The sequence below is a fragment of the Bacillus cabrialesii genome, from assembly GCF_004124315.2.
GTDB classification, from domain to species: domain Bacteria; phylum Bacillota; class Bacilli; order Bacillales; family Bacillaceae; genus Bacillus; species Bacillus cabrialesii.
The window spans coordinates 1,754,432-1,771,937 of sequence record NZ_CP096889.1 but is presented as its reverse complement, the minus strand read 5'-3'; the positions used below and the strand labels follow the sequence as shown (position 1 = coordinate 1,771,937).

Below are 17,506 nucleotides of genomic sequence, written 5' to 3'. Positions count from 1 at the left end.
CCCAGGCTCCTTTTTATGTTTTCATTTAAGATTGTTGTTCTTCTTTTTCTTTCTCTTCACGGAGCACCGCTTTACGGGACAGGTTGACTCGTCCTTGTTTATCAATTTCAGTGACCTTGACAAGAATCTCGTCTCCGATTTTTACAACATCTTCAACTTTTCCTACGCGTTCAAGCGCAAGCTCTGAAATGTGCACCAAACCGTCTTTCCCGCTGAAAATTTCAACGAAAGCCCCGAATTTTTCGATTCGTTTCACTTTACCAAGGTAAAGCTGGCCGACTTCAACCTCTCTGACAAGGTCTTCGATGATTTTTTTCGCTTTTTGGTTGCTGCTTTCATCTGTTGAAGAAATAAAGATTGTGCCGTCCTGTTCAATATCAATTTTAACACCGGTTTCTTCGATGATTTTATTGATTTGTTTTCCGCTTGGCCCGATGACATCGCGGATTTTATCAGGATTAATGGTCATTGTTAAAATCTTAGGCGCATATCGAGAAAGCTCTTTTCTTGATTCGCTTAATGTCGCAAGCATGCTGTTGAGAATTTCCATTCTTCCTTTTTTCGCCTGCTGAAGCGCTTCTTCAAGAATCTCTCTGGAAAGGCCTTCGATTTTAATGTCCATTTGCAGCGCCGTTACGCCTTTTCCCGTGCCGGCTACTTTAAAGTCCATGTCTCCAAGCGCGTCTTCCATGCCTTGGATGTCAGTCAGAACAGTGTAATGTTCGCCTGATTTGACGAGACCCATCGCAATACCAGCAACCGGGGCTTTGATTGGTACACCGGCATCCATCATTGCAAGTGTGCTTGCGCAAATACTTGCTTGAGACGTAGAACCGTTTGATTCGAGCACTTCTGATACAAGACGGACAGTGTATGGGAAATCTTTTTCAGACGGAATAACTGGCTCAAGCGCACGCTCACCCAGTGCTCCGTGCCCAATTTCACGGCGTCCCGGTCCGCGCATCGGTCCTGTTTCCCCAACGCTGAATTGCGGGAAGTTGTAGTGATGCATAAACCGTTTTGATTCTTCAACACCTAAACCGTCAAGGATTTGCACATCTCCCAGAGCACCTAGCGTACATACGCTGAGGGCCTGTGTTTGTCCCCTTGTAAACAGACCTGATCCGTGCGTTCTTGGCAAGAGGCCGACCTCTGAAGAAAGCGGGCGGATTTGATCGACACCGCGGCCGTCCGGTCTTACTTTCTCCTCAGTAATTAAGCGGCGCACTTCATTTTTCACCAGCTTGGATAAAATCTGCTTTACTTGCTTGATTGTGTCTTCATCATGCTCTTCATCCTCGAATTTTGCCACAACTGTGTTTTTCACTTCATTAATGGCATCTTCACGGGCATGCTTTTCATGAACTTGGATAGCTTTCAGCAGATCCTCTTCTGCTAAAGCTTTTACTTTTCCGCTAAGCTCTTCATCAATTTCATAGAGCGCAATTTCTGATTTCTCTTTGCCGACTGCTGCAACGATTTCTTCTTGGAATGCAATCAGGCGTTTAATCTCTTCATGGCCAAACATAATCGCTTCAAGCATGGTTTCCTCAGGAACCTCGTCCGCTCCCGCTTCTACCATGTTAATGGCATCTTTCGTGCCGGCAACGACAAGATTGATGTCGCTTTTCTCAAGCTGATCGACTGTCGGGTTAATGATAAATTGATCATCAATGCGTCCGACGGTAACCCCTGCAATCGGTCCTTCAAACGGAATATCCGATACAGAAAGGGCAAGAGATGAACCGAACATGGCAGCCATCTCAGAAGAGCAGTCTTGGTCAACACTCATGACAATGCTGATGACTTGAACTTCATTACGGAATCCATCGGCAAACAAAGGACGGATCGGACGATCAATTAAACGGCTGGCAAGAACCGCTTTTTCACTTGGACGTCCTTCTCTTTTAATGAATCCGCCGGGAATTTTCCCTACCGCATATAATCTTTCCTCATAGTTTACAGTGAGCGGGAAGAAATCAAGCGGTTTTGGTTCTTTTGAAGCGGTTGCTGTACTCAGTACTGCCGTATCACCGTAGCGGATCATCACAGCACCGTTTGCCTGTTTGGCAAGCTGGCCGGTTTCAACTGTAAGCGTTCTTCCGGCCCAATCTATGGTAAAGACATGTTTTTCTTGTCCCATACGATTACGAACTCCTCTCTTCGTTGTGTGAAATAATCAATTACTCCTATTATGAACGAAATGGATTGAACATATCAATGTCAAAGTAGTATGTAAAAGGATTTCAATGATTTGTTATAAGAAATTTTCGCTTTAATACGATAAAAAAGCGGGAATCCTCCCGCTTTTTACGATTATCGACGTAAGCCTAGTTTGTTAATTAACTCACGGTAACGAGTTACGTCTTTATTACGTAGATACGTAAGAAGATTACGACGCTTACCTACCATTTTAAGAAGACCGCGACGTGAGTGGTGGTCTTTCTTGTGAGTACGTAAATGCTCGTTCAAGTTGTTAATTGAGTCAGTTAGGATAGCGATCTGAACTTCTGGAGATCCAGTATCAGATTCGTGTGTTTTGAACTCGCTGATGAGTTGGTTTTTACGCTCTTGAGTAATTGCCATCCTGTTTCACCTCCAAATCATATTTAGCCCCAGTTACCTAGCAACCGTCGGTGACTTCGGATTGCCAAGCAATGGTTTTAAGACTACGCAAACTATCATACTAAAAATCGTGCCTATATGCAAATATTTTAGAATAAAATTTGTGTACGTTGCATGTTATTTCCGCAAATTGCTGAAATAACGGATGGCTTCCTGTTTATCTTTCTCAATTTGCTCTGTTAATTCTTTGATGCCATTGAATTTCCGTTCGCTCCGAATCCGTTTATACCATTCGATTTTTATAGCGGCTCCGTATACCTCCTGATCAAAATCAAACAGATTGACCTCGATCGAAGGCTGCTCCGGACGTTTTTCATAAAACGTCGGCTTATAGCCGATATTACAAACGCCGTTGTAGACTTCACCGTTCACTTCCGCTTTTACTGCATATACACCCGTCGGCGGAACGATATAGCTGTTATTTAAACCGACATTTGCTGTGGGAAACCCGATGGTCCGCCCTCTTTTATCGCCGTGAATGACAATTCCTTTTATAAAATAAGGCTGTCCGAGCAAGACACTCGCCAATTCAACGTCTCCGTTTTGAAGCGCGGTACGGATATACGAGGAGCTGATTTTTTTATCCTGCTCCGTTAATTTTTCTACCATTGTGCATTCAGCTTTTCCGTCTAAGTCATGCGGCATGGTTTCCATTGTTCCCCTGCCGTATTTGCCGTACGTAAAATCAAAGCCCGCCACTGCGTGCTGTACATTAAGGCCGATAATATACTGGTCTGCAAACTGCTTAGGAGAAAGAGAAGCAAATACCTCATTAAATGTAACGACGTACAGAATCTCTGTGCCTAATTGTTCAATTTGATTTATTTTGTCTTCCAGAGGCGTAATCAGATCCTTTGGCTCCTGATCCCTGCCCAATACATGAGAAGGATGAGGATGAAAGGTCATTACAGCTAAAGTCAGGCCCTTTTCTTCGGCTATTTGCTTCGCTGTGCCGATTACCTTTTGATGTCCAAGATGAACGCCGTCAAAATACCCTAACGCCATCACAGACTTTGCCTGCTCCTCTTTAATTAAATGATGCGGATGTGTAATATGTATCGTCTTCACAGAACGGTCACCTTTTTTCTATTGTTCGCTTTTTTGCATCAATACTTTTGCCGGCTTTAACAGCCCTTTTTTTGAAGGATGGGGAAAATAAATCGCCAAACAGCTTCCGGATTCAGTAAAGACGGCAATACGGTCTTCACTTGTCATTTCAGAAAACTGCTCGGGCGTCTCAAGCAAAGCCCCATTTTCTACTTTCTTAGCTAATGTATCACTTATGATCCATTTCGGCAAATGATTGAGCGCGCGTTCAATAGGAACTGTATGCTCCCCCACTGTTCCGGACTGAACCTGTGCATCCAGTTCTTCAAAGGTAAAGCATTCGTCTAGAGAAAAATCTCCGGACGCCGTACGGATTAAATGAGACATATGGGCCGGATATCCGAGCTTTTCTCCAATCATGACGGCAAGTGTTCTTACGTAGGTCCCTTTGGAGCATGTCACTGTAAACCGGAAGCTCGCGGTTTCTCCATGATGTTTAATCTCTGTCGTCAGTGCAATGTCTTCGATGGTAATCATCCGTTTCGGACGTTCTACTTCAATCCCTGCTCTTGCGTATTCGTATAACTTTTTGCCGTTTACTTTTACAGCTGAATACATGGGCGGAATTTGTTCTTGTTTACCCACTAAACTGTTTAACACCTTTTCTACTGCCGCTTTATCAATGTCTTGATTGACAGGCTTTGTTTCAACCGTTTCGCCGGTTTGATCCTCTGTTGTCGTTGAAAAGCCAAGCGTTATTTCCGCATCATACGTTTTAGACTTTTCAGTTAAGTATTCGACAATTTTTGTCGCTCTTCCCACACAAATCGGAAGCACGCCTGATACTTCTGGATCAAGCGTTCCCGTATGTCCTACTTTTTTTGTTTTTAACAGTTTTCGGATCTTCATGACACAGTCATGCGATGTCATGCCAACTGGTTTATGTAAAAGGAGAACTCCGTTAACCATTTGTCTTTCACTCCTTCTTTTGAGCTTTTCTCATTAAAACGCAGAAAAGAGGACAGACGATATACGCCTATCCTCTCCATTTTTATTCAGATGGTTTCTCTGAATGTAATTCGTGAATCAGTGTTTCGATACGATTTCCGTAATCGATTGATTCATCGAACTCAAATTCAATTTCAGGCGTTTTTCGAAGTCTGATGCGGCTGCCGATTTCGGATCGGATAAATCCTTTCGCTTTCGCCAGCCCTTTCAGCGCTTCCTCCCGTTTTTTCTCGTCACCGAGTACCGAGATATACACCTTTGCAATTTGCAAATCACCTGATACACGTACATCCGTTACTGTCAGAAAACCAATTCTCGGATCTTTCAGCTTGCGGCTGATAATATCACCGAGTTCTTTTTTCATTTGCTCGCCGACACGGTTTGCTCTCATACTCAATTCAATCACCTCTAAGTTAAAACCACTCTGTTCTAGTGATCGTCCGTTCAATTTCAGGAAAAGAATCGATAAACGCCAGAACGCGCTGCAGTTCTTTTTCTGTTTGAACGCGAGAGGAAGAAACAGCGGCGATTCCAAAGCTGGTTCTTTGCCAAGTGTCCTGATAGCCAATCTCCGAAATCGAAACATTGAACTTGTTTTGAACTCTGGTTAAGATCCGCTTCAGAACGGCACGCTTTTCTTTTAGCGATCCTGCGTCATAAATGATGCATTCACACTCCGCAAATCCGATCACGTTCTTTCAATTTCTTGCATGACAAACGCTTCAAGGATGTCACCTTCACGAATGTCATTGTATTTCTTAATTGTAATACCACATTCATAGCCTTGTGAAACTTCTTTCACATCGTCTTTAAAGCGTTTCAGAACGTCTACTTCGCCTTCAAAGATAACGACGCCGTCACGAATTAAACGAAGGCCGCTGTCGCGCGTAATGGTTCCTTCAGTAACATATCCGCCGGCAATCGTACCGATTTTAGATACTTTGAATGTTTGGCGCACTTCTACTTGACCAATTACTTTTTCTTCATATTCCGGATCAAGCATACCTTTCATGGCCGCTTCAATCTCGTCAATTACTTTGTAAATGATACGGTGAAGTCGGATATCAACATTTTCAGCTTCAGCCGTACTCTTAGCATTTCCGTCCGGTCTCACATTAAACCCGATAACAATTGCATTGGAAGCAGATGCCAAGATAATGTCAGATTCAGTAATCGCACCAACGCCTGTATGGATGATTTTCACTTTAACGCCTTCCACTTCAATTTTTTGAAGTGCGGCTGTTAAAGCTTCTGCAGATCCTTGAACGTCAGCTTTTACGATAAGGTTGATGTCTTTTACATCACCTTGTTTAATTTGCTCGAATAAGTCATCAAGACTGAGCTTCGCTTTATCGCTGCGCTGCTCTTCAAGCTGTTTCGAAGCACGGGCTTCCCCGACAGAACGAGCTGTTTTTTCATCTTTAAAGACAAGGAATTGGTCTCCCGCTTGAGGGACGTCATTCAAACCGGTAATTTCAACCGGAGTTGACGGGCCGGCAGTTTTCACACGGCGTCCAATATCGTTAACCATTGCACGGACACGGCCAAATGTGTTGCCGACTACGATCGGATCACCGACATGCAGTGTTCCAGTTTGTACGAGCAATGTCGCAACTGATCCTCTGCCTTTATCGAGTTCCGCTTCAATAACAGTTCCTTTTGCCTGGCGGTTCGGGTTCGCTTTCAGTTCCTCTACCTCGCTGACAAGCAAAATCATTTCAACGAGTTCATCAATGCCTTTTCCAGTTAAAGCGGAAAGCGGCACAAAAATCGTTTCTCCGCCCCAAGCTTCAGGAACAAGTCCGTATTCCGTCAGTTCCTGCATGACACGGTCAGGATTTGCGGATTCTTTATCAATTTTATTCACAGCAACGATAATTGGAACCTCAGCCGCTTTTGCATGGTTAATCGCTTCTACTGTTTGCGGCATTACACCGTCATCGGCAGCTACAACGAGAATTGTAATATCAGTTACTTCCGCACCGCGTGCACGCATTGTAGTAAATGCGGCGTGTCCAGGAGTGTCCAAGAACGTAATTTTCTTGCCGTTCTCTTCAATTTGATAAGCACCGATATGCTGAGTGATTCCGCCTGCTTCTCCTTCAACAACCTTCGTTTTACGGATGCTGTCAAGAAGCGTCGTTTTACCGTGGTCAACGTGACCCATGATTGTGACAACAGGAGGACGAATTTCAAGATCCTCTTCATTATCCGGCTCTTCGTATTTTTCCAGCTCTGTTTCTTCAAGCACAATGACTTCTTCTGTTTCAACACCATATTCTGATGCGATGAGTTCGATTGTGTCTTTATCAAGTTCTTGGTTAATGGTTGCCATTACACCAAGAAGCATCAGCTTTTTAATGATTTCTGAAGGCTCTTTGCCAAGCTCTTCAGCCAGTGCGCCGACTGTTAAAGTGCCAGAGAATGTAATTTTCTCAGGAAGCTCTTTTTTCGGCTTTACAGGCTTTTGCTGATGTTGGTTTTTATTGTTGTGGTTGCGTTTATTATTTTTTTTGTTGTTGTTATTCTTCTTGTTTTTGTTAAATTGATTATTCTGCACGTCATTCTTCTTTCCGTCTCGAATTTTATTTGGTTGATTTCCAGCTGATTGCTGATTAACCCCTTGCGGCTGTTTGTTTTTGTTCGTTTCTGCAGGCTTTTGAGATTTAGCGGCCGAGCCGCCTTTTTTATATTTGGCATCAAGCTGTTTAATGGCCTTTTCTTCAAGCATGGCCATATGATTATTCACTTCTAAATCCATGTTTTTCAGTGCGGTCAAAATTTCCTTACTTGAAACATTTAACGCTTTTGCATATTCGTATACTCTCATTTTAGCCATTCGTTCACCCCCAAAAATATTAATCGAGCAAGCTGATCAGCTTATTCGCAAAACCTTGGTCAGTGACGGCGACAACGACACGGGCTTCTTTACCGATAGAGCGTCCAAGAACCGCGCGACTCTCGACTTTTTTATAAGGGACTTTATAATAATTGCACTTGTCGGTTACTTTTTTCGCTGTGTTAGATGATGCATCCTCTGTAAGCAGGACAAGTTTTGCACGCGCATTCCTGATTTCTTTAATTACCAAGTCCTCGCCTGACACGACCTTACGAGCTCGATTGGCCAGACCCAGCAAGGGAAACCATTCCATTCCAGACATTTTATTTTTTCACCTTTTCCGCCAGCTCCAGCAATTCTTCGAAAATCTGGTCATCGATTTGTGATTGAAATTGATTTTGCAAAGTGTTTTTCTTTTTTGCTGCTAAGATACACTCTTTATCCAGCGTTAAATAAGCACCCCGCCCGTTCTTTTTTCCGGTCGGGTCTACTGAGACTTCGCCTTCTTTCGAACGTACGACTCGGATCAGTTCCTTTTTAGGCTTCATTTCACCAGTCACTACACATTTGCGTAACGGGATCTTTTTGTGTTTATTCACCTAAGGTCACCTCTTATTCATCCGATTCAGCAGTTTCAGGCTCCGTAAAGAGCGGCTCATCGTCATCTTCTTCAAGTTCTCTCGGATAGATTCCAAGTTCTCTTGCGTCCGTTTCGCTCTTAATATCAATCTTCCAGCCTGTCAGTTTAGCAGCTAAGCGTGCGTTTTGTCCTCTTTTGCCAATCGCCAGAGACAGCTGGTAATCAGGAACAATAACAGTTGTCGCTTTTTCTTCTTCATTAACGATGACATCCAGCACTTTCGAAGGGCTGAGCGCATTCGCGACAAATTCTACAGGATCACTGGACCAGTTGACAATGTCAATTTTTTCACCTTTTAATTCATTGACGATCGCTTGAACACGCTGGCCTTTAGGGCCTACGCAAGAGCCGACAGGATCCACGTCAGGATCATCTGTGCGGACAGAAATCTTCGAACGGTCGCCGGCTTCTCTGGCAACAGATTTCAGCTCGACAGTTCCATCATAAATTTCAGGCACTTCGATTTCAAACAAACGCTTTAGCAGGCCTGGATGTGTTCTTGACACATAAATCTGCGGGCCCTTCGTCGTTTTTTCTACTTTTGTGATATATACCTTAATGCGGTCATGAGGCTTGTAGCTTTCATTTGGCATTTGCTCATTAACCGGCAGCAAGGCTTCAATTTTACCTAAAGACACATAGATAAACTTATTATCCAAACGCTGGACGATACCTGTCATGATGTCTTCTTCACGGTCGATAAATTCAGAATAAATCACACCGCGCTCAGCTTCGCGAACACGCTGGGTGACGACTTGCTTCGCTGTTTGAGCAGCTATGCGCCCGAAATCCTTAGGCGTTACTTCGATTTCAACGACATCGCCGACCATATATTCCGGATGGATGCCCTGTGCCTCTTCAATAGAGATCTCCAGTCTTTGGTCGTATACTTCGTCAACGACATCTTTTCTTGCAAATACACGGATGGAGCCTGTTTCACGGTTTAAATCCACCCGTACATTTTGCGCTTGATTAAAGTTCCGCTTATAAGCAGAAATTAACGCAGCTTCGATTGCTTCAATGATAATTTCTTTACTGATGCCTTTTTCTTTTTCAAGAATCGTGAGAGCATCTAATAATTCACTGCTCATTTAACGGTCTCCCCCCTTAAAACATTTGTATTCATTAGAATGTAACAGCTAATCTGGCATTAGCTATCTTGTCATACGGAATATTGATTCGTTTCTTTCTTGTTTTGATCGTGATCTCAACTGTCACTGTTTGTCCATCAAATTCAGCCAGTTCACCTTCAAACACTTTTACGCCATCAATAGGCTCATACGTCTTAATGTACACATTTTTTCCAAGTGATTTTTCGAAATCGGCTTTTTTCTTTAGCGGACGCTCAGCTCCCGGAGATGAGACTTCAAGAAAGTAATTTTGGCTGATTGGGTCTGCCTCATCAAGCTTTTCGCTTAAAGCTTCGCTTACTTTGGCACATTCCTCAATATCCACACCGTCATCGGAATCAATAAACACGCGAAGGAACCAGCTTTGGCCCTCTTTGACAAATTCAATGTCAACGAGTTCCAGCTGAAGGCTGTCTACGATTGGCTGAGCCATTTCTTGAACGGTATCAGTCACTTTTTTGCTCATGTTCTTCCTCCTTGTGCTGTCGATCTCATATTCGTCTCGTCACTCTGCATAAAAACCCTGCTTCAAAAGAGCAGGGGCTAAAAAGTAAACGATGAACATGTCGAGACAAAATTCTCTTGTTCAATACAAAAGAGCGGGTTTCCCCACTCTTTGCCTCGGTAATCGTTAGCATTTCCAATAAAACTATACCATAACCATATTTTTATTGCAAATGGATATACGCTTACCTTCATACCTAAGCAAATGACAGAAACTCTAATATTACGATTGCATTTTTTGCGCTTATATATGCATAGAAGCAGAATTTCCAGAGAAATTCTGCTTTCCATGTTAGAACAGTGACAATTGGTTTTGATCAGGCAGTGATTCGAGACAGCCATGACGATCTAAATACTCTAAAATCGTTTTTGACACTTTCCCTCTCTTTTGCAAATCTTCTTTTGAGAGGAACTCGCCTTCCTCACGAGCCTTTACAATGTTTAGAGCGGCGTTCGTCCCTAATCCAGGAATGGAGTTAAACGGCGGAATAAGACTGTTGCCGTCAATAATAAACTCTGCAGCGCTGGAACGATATAAATCGACTTTTTGGAATGAATAGCCCCTTTCACACATTTCAAGCGCTAATTCTAAAACAGTCAGAAGGTTTTTTTCCTTTGGCGAAGCATCAAGTCCTTTAGAGTTAATATCCTCCATCACAGCCTTGATTGCTGTAGAACCCTTGATCATTGTATCGATATCAAAATCGTCTGCACGAACGGTAAAATAAGCCGCATAATACAGAAGCGCGTGATGCACTTTAAAGTAAGCGATACGGACTGCCATTAATACATACGCCGCGGCGTGGGCTTTCGGGAACATGTATTTAATCTTTTTACAAGAATCAATATACCAGTCTGGGACATTGTTATTTTTCATTTCTTCTTCCCATTCAGGCATCAATCCTTTTCCTTTACGCACAAATTCCATGATTTTAAAGGCAAGGGACGGCTCAAGGCCTTGATAGATTAAATAAACCATAATGTCATCACGGCAGCCGATAACTTCACTCAGCTCACAAATATTATTGTGGATGAGTTCCTGCGCATTGCCGAGCCATACATCAGTTCCGTGAGACAAGCCTGAAATCTGAACGAGCTCGGAAAAAGTTGTCGGCTTTGTATCTTCAAGCATTTGCCGGACAAATCGGGTTCCGAATTCAGGGATTCCGAGAGTTCCCGTTTTACAGCCGATCTGTTCTTCTGTAACACCGAGTGATTCGGTTCCCTGGAAGATCTTCATCACTTCAGGATCATCAGTTGGAATTGTTTTCGGATCAATTCCGCTTAAGTCTTGAAGCATCCGAATGACGGTCGGGTCATCGTGTCCGAGAATATCCAGTTTTAACAGGTTGTCATGGATGGAGTGGAAATCAAAATGTGTCGTTTTCCACTCTGAACCTGTGGCATCTGCCGGGAACTGAATTGGTGAAAAATCATAAATATCCATATAATCCGGTACTACGATAATACCGCCGGGGTGCTGTCCAGTCGTACGTTTTACACCTGTACATCCCTGTACGAGCCGATCTACTTCAGCCCCGCGCATATGAAGATTATGATCTCCGGCATAGCCTTTCACATAACCGTAGGCCGTTTTTTCTGCAACTGTGCCTATTGTTCCCGCACGATATACATTGTCTTCTCCAAACAATACTTTTGTGTAATTGTGGGCTTGCGGCTGATATTCCCCTGAGAAGTTCAAGTCGATATCTGGCACTTTGTCCCCTTTAAATCCTAAGAACGTTTCAAACGGAATATCATGGCCGTCTTTTTTCAAAGGCGTTCCGCAATGAGGACATATCTTGTCAGGCAGGTCAAAACCGGAACCGACAGAACCGTCATTAAAGAACTCAGAATGCTGGCACTCAGAGCATACATAGTGCGGCGGCAGCGGGTTTACCTCAGTGATCTCAGTAAGCGTCGCAACTAGTGAAGATCCTACGGAACCACGGGAACCTACGAGATATCCGTCATCCAGTGAACGTTTTACAAGTTTGTGAGAGATCAAATAAATAACAGCGAAGCCGTGGCCAATGATACTCTTTAATTCCTTTTCAATCCGCGCTTCGACAATTTCAGGCAGCTGTTCGCCGTAAATGCTTCTTGCACGCTGGTAGCTCATTTCTCTGATCTCTTCATCGGCGCCTTCGATTTTCGGTGTATACAAATCATCTTTAATCGGCTTGATGTCATCGATTAAAGAAGCAACCTTTTGGGTATTGGCAACAACAATTTCCTTCGCTTTTTCTTCGCCTAAGAAAGAAAATGCTTCAAGCATTTCATCTGTCGTTCTGAAATGCACTTTCGGAAGTTCATGCCTGTTCAGCGGATTGGCTCCGCCCTGTGAGGATACTAGAATCTTTCTGTAGATTTTATCCTCATCATTCAAGTAATGAACATTTCCCGTAGCAACAACCGGTTTGTTTAGCTTTTCACCCAGCTTCGTGATATTCGCAATAATTTCTTTCAGCGATTTTTCATCGCGTACCAGTTCAAGCTCTAGCAAGTGACGGTACACTTCAGGCGGCTGAACCTCAAGATAATCATAGAATGACGCGACATCTTCAACCTCTTCAGGCGATTTTTGCATCATCCCTTCAAATACCTCTCCCCTGTCACAGGCTGAACCGATCAGAAGCCCTTCCCTGTATTTCTCAAGCTGAGATCTCGGGATACGAGGCACTCTGTAAAAATAATGAATATGGGAAAGTGACACAAGCTTAAATAAATTTTTAAGCCCCGTGCTGTTCACAGCAAGTAATGTTGCATGATACGGTCTTGATCTTTGATAAGCGTTGGACTGACCCATATTTTCATTCAGCTCGTCATGATACTGAATGCCTTTTTCAGCTGCATCCTTCAGCATTTTCAGAAGTAAATAAGCAGTCGCCTCAGTATCATAAATCGCACGGTGGTGCTGTGTGAGTTCGATATCAAACTTTTTACAAAGCGTGTTCAGACGGTGGTTCTTAAATTCAGGATAGAGAAAACGGCCGAGCTCAAGCGTATCAATGACTGGGTTTTTAGCTTTTTCGACTTCAAGAAGCTTTTTATAAGCCACGTTTAGGAATCCCATGTCAAAGCTCGCATTATGAGCGACAAGGATATCATCGCCGATCCATTCTCTAAATTCTCTTATCACATCTACAACATCCGGAGCATCGCGAAGCATATCATCGGTAATGCCCGTCAGCTCTATGATTGTGGCTGAAAGCGGACGATGCGGGTTCGCAAACGCCTCAAATTTATCAATAATTTCTCCGTCTTTTACTTTTACTGCAGCCAGCTCAATAATGGTGTCGTAAACAGCAGACAAGCCTGTTGTCTCGACGTCAAAAACAACATATGTTTCTTCCTCAAGCAGACGATGTGCAGCGTTATAAGCAATTGGCACGCCATCATCAACGAGATTTGCTTCCATCCCGTAAATCATTTTAATTCCATGCTTTTTAGCGGCAGAATACGCATCAGGGAAAGATTGAACGACAGCATGGTCAGTCAAAGCGATGGCCTCATGCCCCCATTTTTTCGCTTGTTCGACAAGCTTTCCAATCCCTGTAACAGCATCCATTTGGCTCATTGGAGAATGCAGATGCAATTCCACTCTTTTTTCTCCTTCAGGAGCCGAATCTTCACGGGTTTTTGCTTTTATTTCGTTAACGTCATTTGCGATCATGACGAGATCTCTGACGAAAGTGTCATTCTGAATGCTTCCGCGTGCTTTTACCCACATTCCTTTTTTCAGAGACTTCATCAGTGCCGCATCTTCTTTTTCACGTGCAAACATTTTGATTAAAATACTATTTGTATAGTCTGTAATTTTGAAGATGCACAGTGTGCGTCCGCTTTTTAGCTCTCGGGTCTCCACATCAAACACGTAACCCTGGACCGTAATTCTCCGTTCTTCGTCCATGATGCTGTCAAGCGTCCGGATTTCTTCATTATCTTTAATTTGATAACCGATGACAAGAGGCCCAGAAGGCACTTGGTCTTCATCACTTTCTTTGTCTTTCTTCTCCATTTCAATCAGCGCCTGCATAGCCCGCTCCTGGTCTTCTGCAAGCTTTTGCTCCCTGAACTTTTGAACTTCTTGCTCTGATACAAATATTTCGGCATCAAGCTGAAGGTCCGGAAAACCAAATTGACGGTAGCCTGCTTGAATCATGGAACTGTATTTGTTCTTAAGAGCAGCGGCTTCCGTGTCCGTTTTTGTTTTGACAATCAGTTTATTGCCTTTCAGCTTCGGTTTTTGCTGGTTTAAAAGACTGATAATCGGCGGCGAAATGCCTTGCAATTCTTCAATGCAGCGTGACCAGTAGTCTTGAACAAGACTCTCACTGAACTCGGCATCCTGCACTTCAACTGAAGATGTAACTTTTGCTATGTGGGCAAACGCTTGTGTCAGCCTCATTGTTAAGGTGTCATATATTTGAAAAGGCAGCAAAGATTTAAATTGAAAATGAAAATGCCAAGACTTAGACGCTTTGTGTATCGTCAGCTTTTTAATCTCGCCATCTTCAAAGTATGTCATGAAGGTATCATCTGTCATATTAATCTGCTGCAGAAGAATTTGAAACTGCCTTCTGTTTACTGATAACTGTTCCATTAAGACAGTATCCCTCCCTAAAAACATCATAAGTGAAGGTACCTCAGGCAATGAGGTACCTTCTATTATTTATATTTTAACATGTTTTTTGATCAATCGTTATGGTGATTACTGCTTGCTGATAAAAGCAGATAATTCGTCTACTGAAATCTCAATTGACTCGCCTGTTTCACGGATTTTCACTTCGACAATTCCTTCGTCAGCCCGTTTTCCGACAGTGATGCGGATTGGAAGGCCGATTAGATCTGAATCAGCAAATTTCACGCCTGCACGCTCAGCACGATCATCATAGAGCACTTCATAGCCTTCCGCTTTTAAATCGGCATACAGCTTTTCAGCAAGCTCTCTTTGCCCATCGTTTTTCATGTTCAAAGCAAGAATATGAAGATCATACGGCGCTACGCTCTTTGGCCATATTAACCCTTTTTCATCGTGATGCTGTTCAGCAATAGCAGAAAGCGTTCTTGATACACCGATTCCGTAACAGCCCATCATCATTGGCTGCGCGCGGCCGTTTTCATCTAAGTACGTCGCATTCATCGCTTCTGAGTAGCGTGTTCCGAGCTTAAAGACTTGTCCGACTTCAATTCCTTCTGCGAAACGGATCGTGCCTTTGCCGTCTGGTGAAGGATCGCCTTCTTTAATAAAACGAAGATCAGCAAATTCTTTAATTTGCGCGTCACGGTTTACGTTGACATTTTGATAATGATGATCTCCTTCATTTGCACCGGCAACAGCATTGACCATTGCTTTCACAGCTTGATCGGCATATACTTCAACATCTTGATTGACACCGACAGGGCCGACAAAGCCAGGCTCTGTTCCCAGCTGCTGAATGACCTCTTCATGTGCGGCAAGCTCCACAACTTCTGCATGAAGCAAGTTTTTCACTTTGATATCGTTGACTTCATGGTCGCCTCTTACAAGCACTAAGACAAAACGGTCATCTGCTTTAAACAAGACTGACTTGATGCATGCTTCAGCGGAAACCTGTAAAAACGCAGTCAGTTCTTCTATTGTTTTCACGTTAGGCGTGTGGACTTTCTCTAAAGCTTTAGGCTCTTCATCAGAAGGTGCTTCTTGATAAAGAACTTCAGCCATTTCGATATTAGCCGCATATTGTGATTCATCAGAATACGCAATCGTATCCTCTCCGATTGCAGAAAGTGCCATAAACTCGTGCGTATCCTTTCCTCCCATTGCGCCTGAATCGGCAATGACAGGTCTTACATTAATGCCGCAGCGGGCAAAAATGTTAGAATAAGCCTCGTACATTTTTTGATACGTTTCATCCAAGCTCTTTGCAGATGCATGGAAAGAATACGCATCCTTCATAATAAATTCGCGGCCTCTTAACAAACCGAAGCGAGGACGTTTTTCATCTCTGAACTTAGACTGGATTTGATACAGAGTCAGAGGGAGACGCTTATAAGATTTAACCTCATCGCGAACAAGTGAAGTGATAACTTCCTCATGCGTTGCGCCTAAAGCAAACTCACGGCCATGACGGTCTTTTAATCTCATCAGTTCGGGACCATACGTATACCATCTGCCTGATTCCTGCCATGTCTCAGCCTGCTGCAGTGCGGGCATAAGCATTTCTACGGCATCAATTTTCTCCATTTCCTCACGAACAATCTGCTGAATGTTTTGAATGACCTTATACGCAAGAGGCATATAGCTGTATACCCCGCTTGTATTCTGTCTGATAAATCCTGCTCTCAGAAGAAGCTGATGACTTTTTGCCTCGGCATCAGCTGGAACTTCACGGAGCGTAGGAATAAGCGTCAAGCTTTGTCTCATTTCTTCGCACCTCTGATTGATTTACTTTTCGTTTACAAAAACAGCCGCTGGATATCGTTCCATGTGACGACCAGCATAAGAAGCATTAAGAAAGCTACCCCGATAAACACGACAAACGCTTCTTTTTCCCTGTTAATCGGTTTGCCCCGAATCGCTTCAATAAATAGAAATAACAATCTTCCTCCGTCAAGTGCCGGAATCGGAAGCAAGTTGACAATCCCAAGGTTAATGCTTAAGAACGCAGCGAACTGGAATAGGTTCACTAACCCTGTTTTCGCCACTTGGTCTGTCATATCATATATGCCGACAGGACCTGACAGCATATCAAGTTTAAATTGGCCTGTTACTAATTTGCTTAAGTTGGTTAAAATCGCTTTGGTGACATCAACTGTTGATGTCGCACCGTAAGCAACTGCTGAGAGAACGCCTTTTTCAGTCGGCGCATAGGACCCGAAACGCCCGATTGTTTTTTTGTTCTCATCTTTCACAGCTTCCGGAGTCACAGAAATGTGAAGCGTTTTGTTATCTCTTTTTACTGCAACGTCCATTTCTTTTTCCGGATTTTCTTTTACAGCGGAGACAATGTCAGTCCAAGACCTCATTTTCTCTCCGTTAATGCTCTGAATGTAATCCCCTTCTTTTAGCCCTGCTTCTGCCGCCCGGCCATTGTCAGTCAGCTGCCCGAGCACAGGATCATTGGACGGTACGCCTTGAACAAGCCCCAGCATCACTAGAATGACATAAGCTAAAATAAAGTTCATAATCGGCCCTGCAGCAATTGCTTTAATCCGCTGCCAAACAGGTTTGGAACCAAATTGGCGGTTAAACGGCGCAATCTGAACTTCTTCTCCATCTACAATAAAAAAGGAGGTTTCGCTGACAGTATAGCTGGAAAGCTCATCCTCTTTCCCCTGTTCATAGCCGGTGATCTTCATGTCATGCTCTAAATCCGCTGTTTCTACTTCGATGACTAAAGCATCCCGGTATTTTTCCTTTTGATTGATGATGACTTTCTCAACTTGATCTTCTTTATTAAACAGAAGCCCGACCGTGTAACCGGGTTTCACCTCGATCATCTCCGGGTCTTCGCCGGCCATACGGACAAACCCGCCGACCGGAAGCAGCCTGATCGTATAAACTGTCTCATTTTTTTTGAAAGAAAAAATCTTTGGACCGAAGCCGATCGCAAATTCACGGCAGAGAATTCCCGCTCTTTGGGCTAGCAATAAATGGCCCAGTTCATGGAAGAAAACGAGCGTTCCGAAAATAATAATAAACGCTATAACTGTATTCACGAACATACC

At 43.4% G+C, this 17,506-nt stretch carries 14 protein-coding genes; all 14 read right to left on the bottom strand.

Annotation, left to right across the window (positions count from 1 at the left end; all coding sequences use genetic code 11):
* Positions 1 to 25 precede the first annotated feature (25 nt).
* The 14 genes from pnp to rseP all read right to left on the bottom strand — a co-directional run bounded on the left by pnp (position 26) and on the right by rseP (position 17,503).
* Positions 26 to 2,143: a polyribonucleotide nucleotidyltransferase gene (pnp, locus tag EFK13_RS09175; protein ID WP_129505686.1), complete on the bottom strand. Its 2,118-nt coding sequence runs from the start codon at positions 2,141 to 2,143 to the stop codon at positions 26 to 28.
* A gap of 173 nt (positions 2,144 to 2,316) precedes the next feature.
* Positions 2,317 to 2,586: a 30S ribosomal protein S15 gene (rpsO, locus tag EFK13_RS09170; protein WP_003154182.1), complete on the bottom strand. Its 270-nt coding sequence runs from the start codon at positions 2,584 to 2,586 to the stop codon at positions 2,317 to 2,319.
* 156 nt (positions 2,587 to 2,742) lie between these two features.
* Positions 2,743 to 3,693 carry a bifunctional riboflavin kinase/FAD synthetase gene (gene ribF / locus EFK13_RS09165; RefSeq protein ID WP_129505687.1) on the bottom strand — a complete coding sequence of 317 codons (951 nt, stop codon included), beginning with the start codon at positions 3,691 to 3,693 and terminating at the stop codon, positions 2,743 to 2,745.
* A gap of 18 nt (positions 3,694 to 3,711) precedes the next feature.
* A complete protein-coding gene (truB, locus tag EFK13_RS09160) occupies positions 3,712 to 4,641 on the bottom strand; it encodes a tRNA pseudouridine(55) synthase TruB (protein ID WP_129505688.1) in 930 nt (309 codons plus the stop codon).
* An 82-nt stretch (positions 4,642 to 4,723) separates the two neighbouring features.
* Positions 4,724 to 5,077: a 30S ribosome-binding factor RbfA gene (gene rbfA, locus EFK13_RS09155; RefSeq protein WP_009967251.1), complete on the bottom strand. Its 354-nt coding sequence runs from the start codon at positions 5,075 to 5,077 to the stop codon at positions 4,724 to 4,726.
* 16 nt (positions 5,078 to 5,093) lie between these two features.
* The gene (locus EFK13_RS09150) at positions 5,094 to 5,372 is read right to left on the bottom strand and encodes a DUF503 domain-containing protein (RefSeq protein WP_003220950.1); all 279 of its coding nucleotides are present in this window, start codon (positions 5,370 to 5,372) and stop codon (positions 5,094 to 5,096) included.
* On the bottom strand, positions 5,369 to 7,519 hold the full coding sequence (gene infB / locus EFK13_RS09145; protein WP_129505689.1) for a translation initiation factor IF-2: 2,151 nt from the start codon (positions 7,517 to 7,519) through the stop codon (positions 5,369 to 5,371). Before infB ends, EFK13_RS09150 begins: the two co-directional genes overlap by 4 nt.
* Before the next feature lie 19 nt (positions 7,520 to 7,538).
* Positions 7,539 to 7,841 (bottom strand): YlxQ family RNA-binding protein, encoded by a 303-nt coding sequence (locus EFK13_RS09140; protein WP_003220946.1) that lies wholly within the window; start codon positions 7,839 to 7,841, stop codon positions 7,539 to 7,541.
* A gap of 1 nt (position 7,842) precedes the next feature.
* A complete protein-coding gene (gene rulR, locus EFK13_RS09135) occupies positions 7,843 to 8,118 on the bottom strand; it encodes an RNase P modulator RnpM (RefSeq protein WP_064813803.1) in 276 nt (91 codons plus the stop codon).
* Between the two features lie 13 nt (positions 8,119 to 8,131).
* Positions 8,132 to 9,250, bottom strand: coding sequence for a transcription termination factor NusA (gene nusA, locus EFK13_RS09130; RefSeq protein WP_064813802.1), 1,119 nt, complete (start codon positions 9,248 to 9,250; stop codon positions 8,132 to 8,134).
* Between the two features lie 34 nt (positions 9,251 to 9,284).
* A complete protein-coding gene (rimP, locus tag EFK13_RS09125; RefSeq protein ID WP_129505690.1) occupies positions 9,285 to 9,755 on the bottom strand; it encodes a ribosome maturation factor RimP in 471 nt (156 codons plus the stop codon).
* A 330-nt stretch (positions 9,756 to 10,085) separates the two neighbouring features.
* The gene (locus EFK13_RS09120) at positions 10,086 to 14,399 is read right to left on the bottom strand and encodes a PolC-type DNA polymerase III (protein WP_129505691.1); all 4,314 of its coding nucleotides are present in this window, start codon (positions 14,397 to 14,399) and stop codon (positions 10,086 to 10,088) included.
* A gap of 108 nt (positions 14,400 to 14,507) precedes the next feature.
* Positions 14,508 to 16,202 carry a proline--tRNA ligase gene (proS, locus tag EFK13_RS09115; RefSeq protein ID WP_129505692.1) on the bottom strand — a complete coding sequence of 565 codons (1,695 nt, stop codon included), beginning with the start codon at positions 16,200 to 16,202 and terminating at the stop codon, positions 14,508 to 14,510.
* 32 nt (positions 16,203 to 16,234) lie between these two features.
* Positions 16,235 to 17,503, bottom strand: coding sequence for an RIP metalloprotease RseP (rseP, locus tag EFK13_RS09110; RefSeq protein ID WP_129505693.1), 1,269 nt, complete (start codon positions 17,501 to 17,503; stop codon positions 16,235 to 16,237).
* Between the last annotated feature and the right edge of the window lie 3 nt (positions 17,504 to 17,506).

What these genes read in the sequence shown, in the direction of transcription:
- pnp (WP_129505686.1), bottom strand. Translation starts at nt 2,143, where the DNA reads ATGGGACAAGAAAAACATGTCTTTACCATAGATTGGGCCGGAAGAACG.
- rpsO (WP_003154182.1), bottom strand. Translation starts at nt 2,586, where the DNA reads ATGGCAATTACTCAAGAGCGTAAAAACCAACTCATCAGCGAGTTCAAA.
- truB (WP_129505688.1), bottom strand. Translation starts at nt 4,641, where the DNA reads ATGGTTAACGGAGTTCTCCTTTTACATAAACCAGTTGGCATGACATCG.
- infB (WP_129505689.1), bottom strand. Translation starts at nt 7,519, where the DNA reads ATGGCTAAAATGAGAGTATACGAATATGCAAAAGCGTTAAATGTTTCA.
- EFK13_RS09140 (WP_003220946.1), bottom strand. Translation starts at nt 7,841, where the DNA reads ATGTCTGGAATGGAATGGTTTCCCTTGCTGGGTCTGGCCAATCGAGCT.
- nusA (WP_064813802.1), bottom strand. Translation starts at nt 9,250, where the DNA reads ATGAGCAGTGAATTATTAGATGCTCTCACGATTCTTGAAAAAGAAAAA.
- rimP (WP_129505690.1), bottom strand. Translation starts at nt 9,755, where the DNA reads ATGAGCAAAAAAGTGACTGATACCGTTCAAGAAATGGCTCAGCCAATC.
- EFK13_RS09120 (WP_129505691.1), bottom strand. Translation starts at nt 14,399, where the DNA reads ATGGAACAGTTATCAGTAAACAGAAGGCAGTTTCAAATTCTTCTGCAG.
- proS (WP_129505692.1), bottom strand. Translation starts at nt 16,202, where the DNA reads ATGAGACAAAGCTTGACGCTTATTCCTACGCTCCGTGAAGTTCCAGCT.
- rseP (WP_129505693.1), bottom strand. Translation starts at nt 17,503, where the DNA reads ATGTTCGTGAATACAGTTATAGCGTTTATTATTATTTTCGGAACGCTC.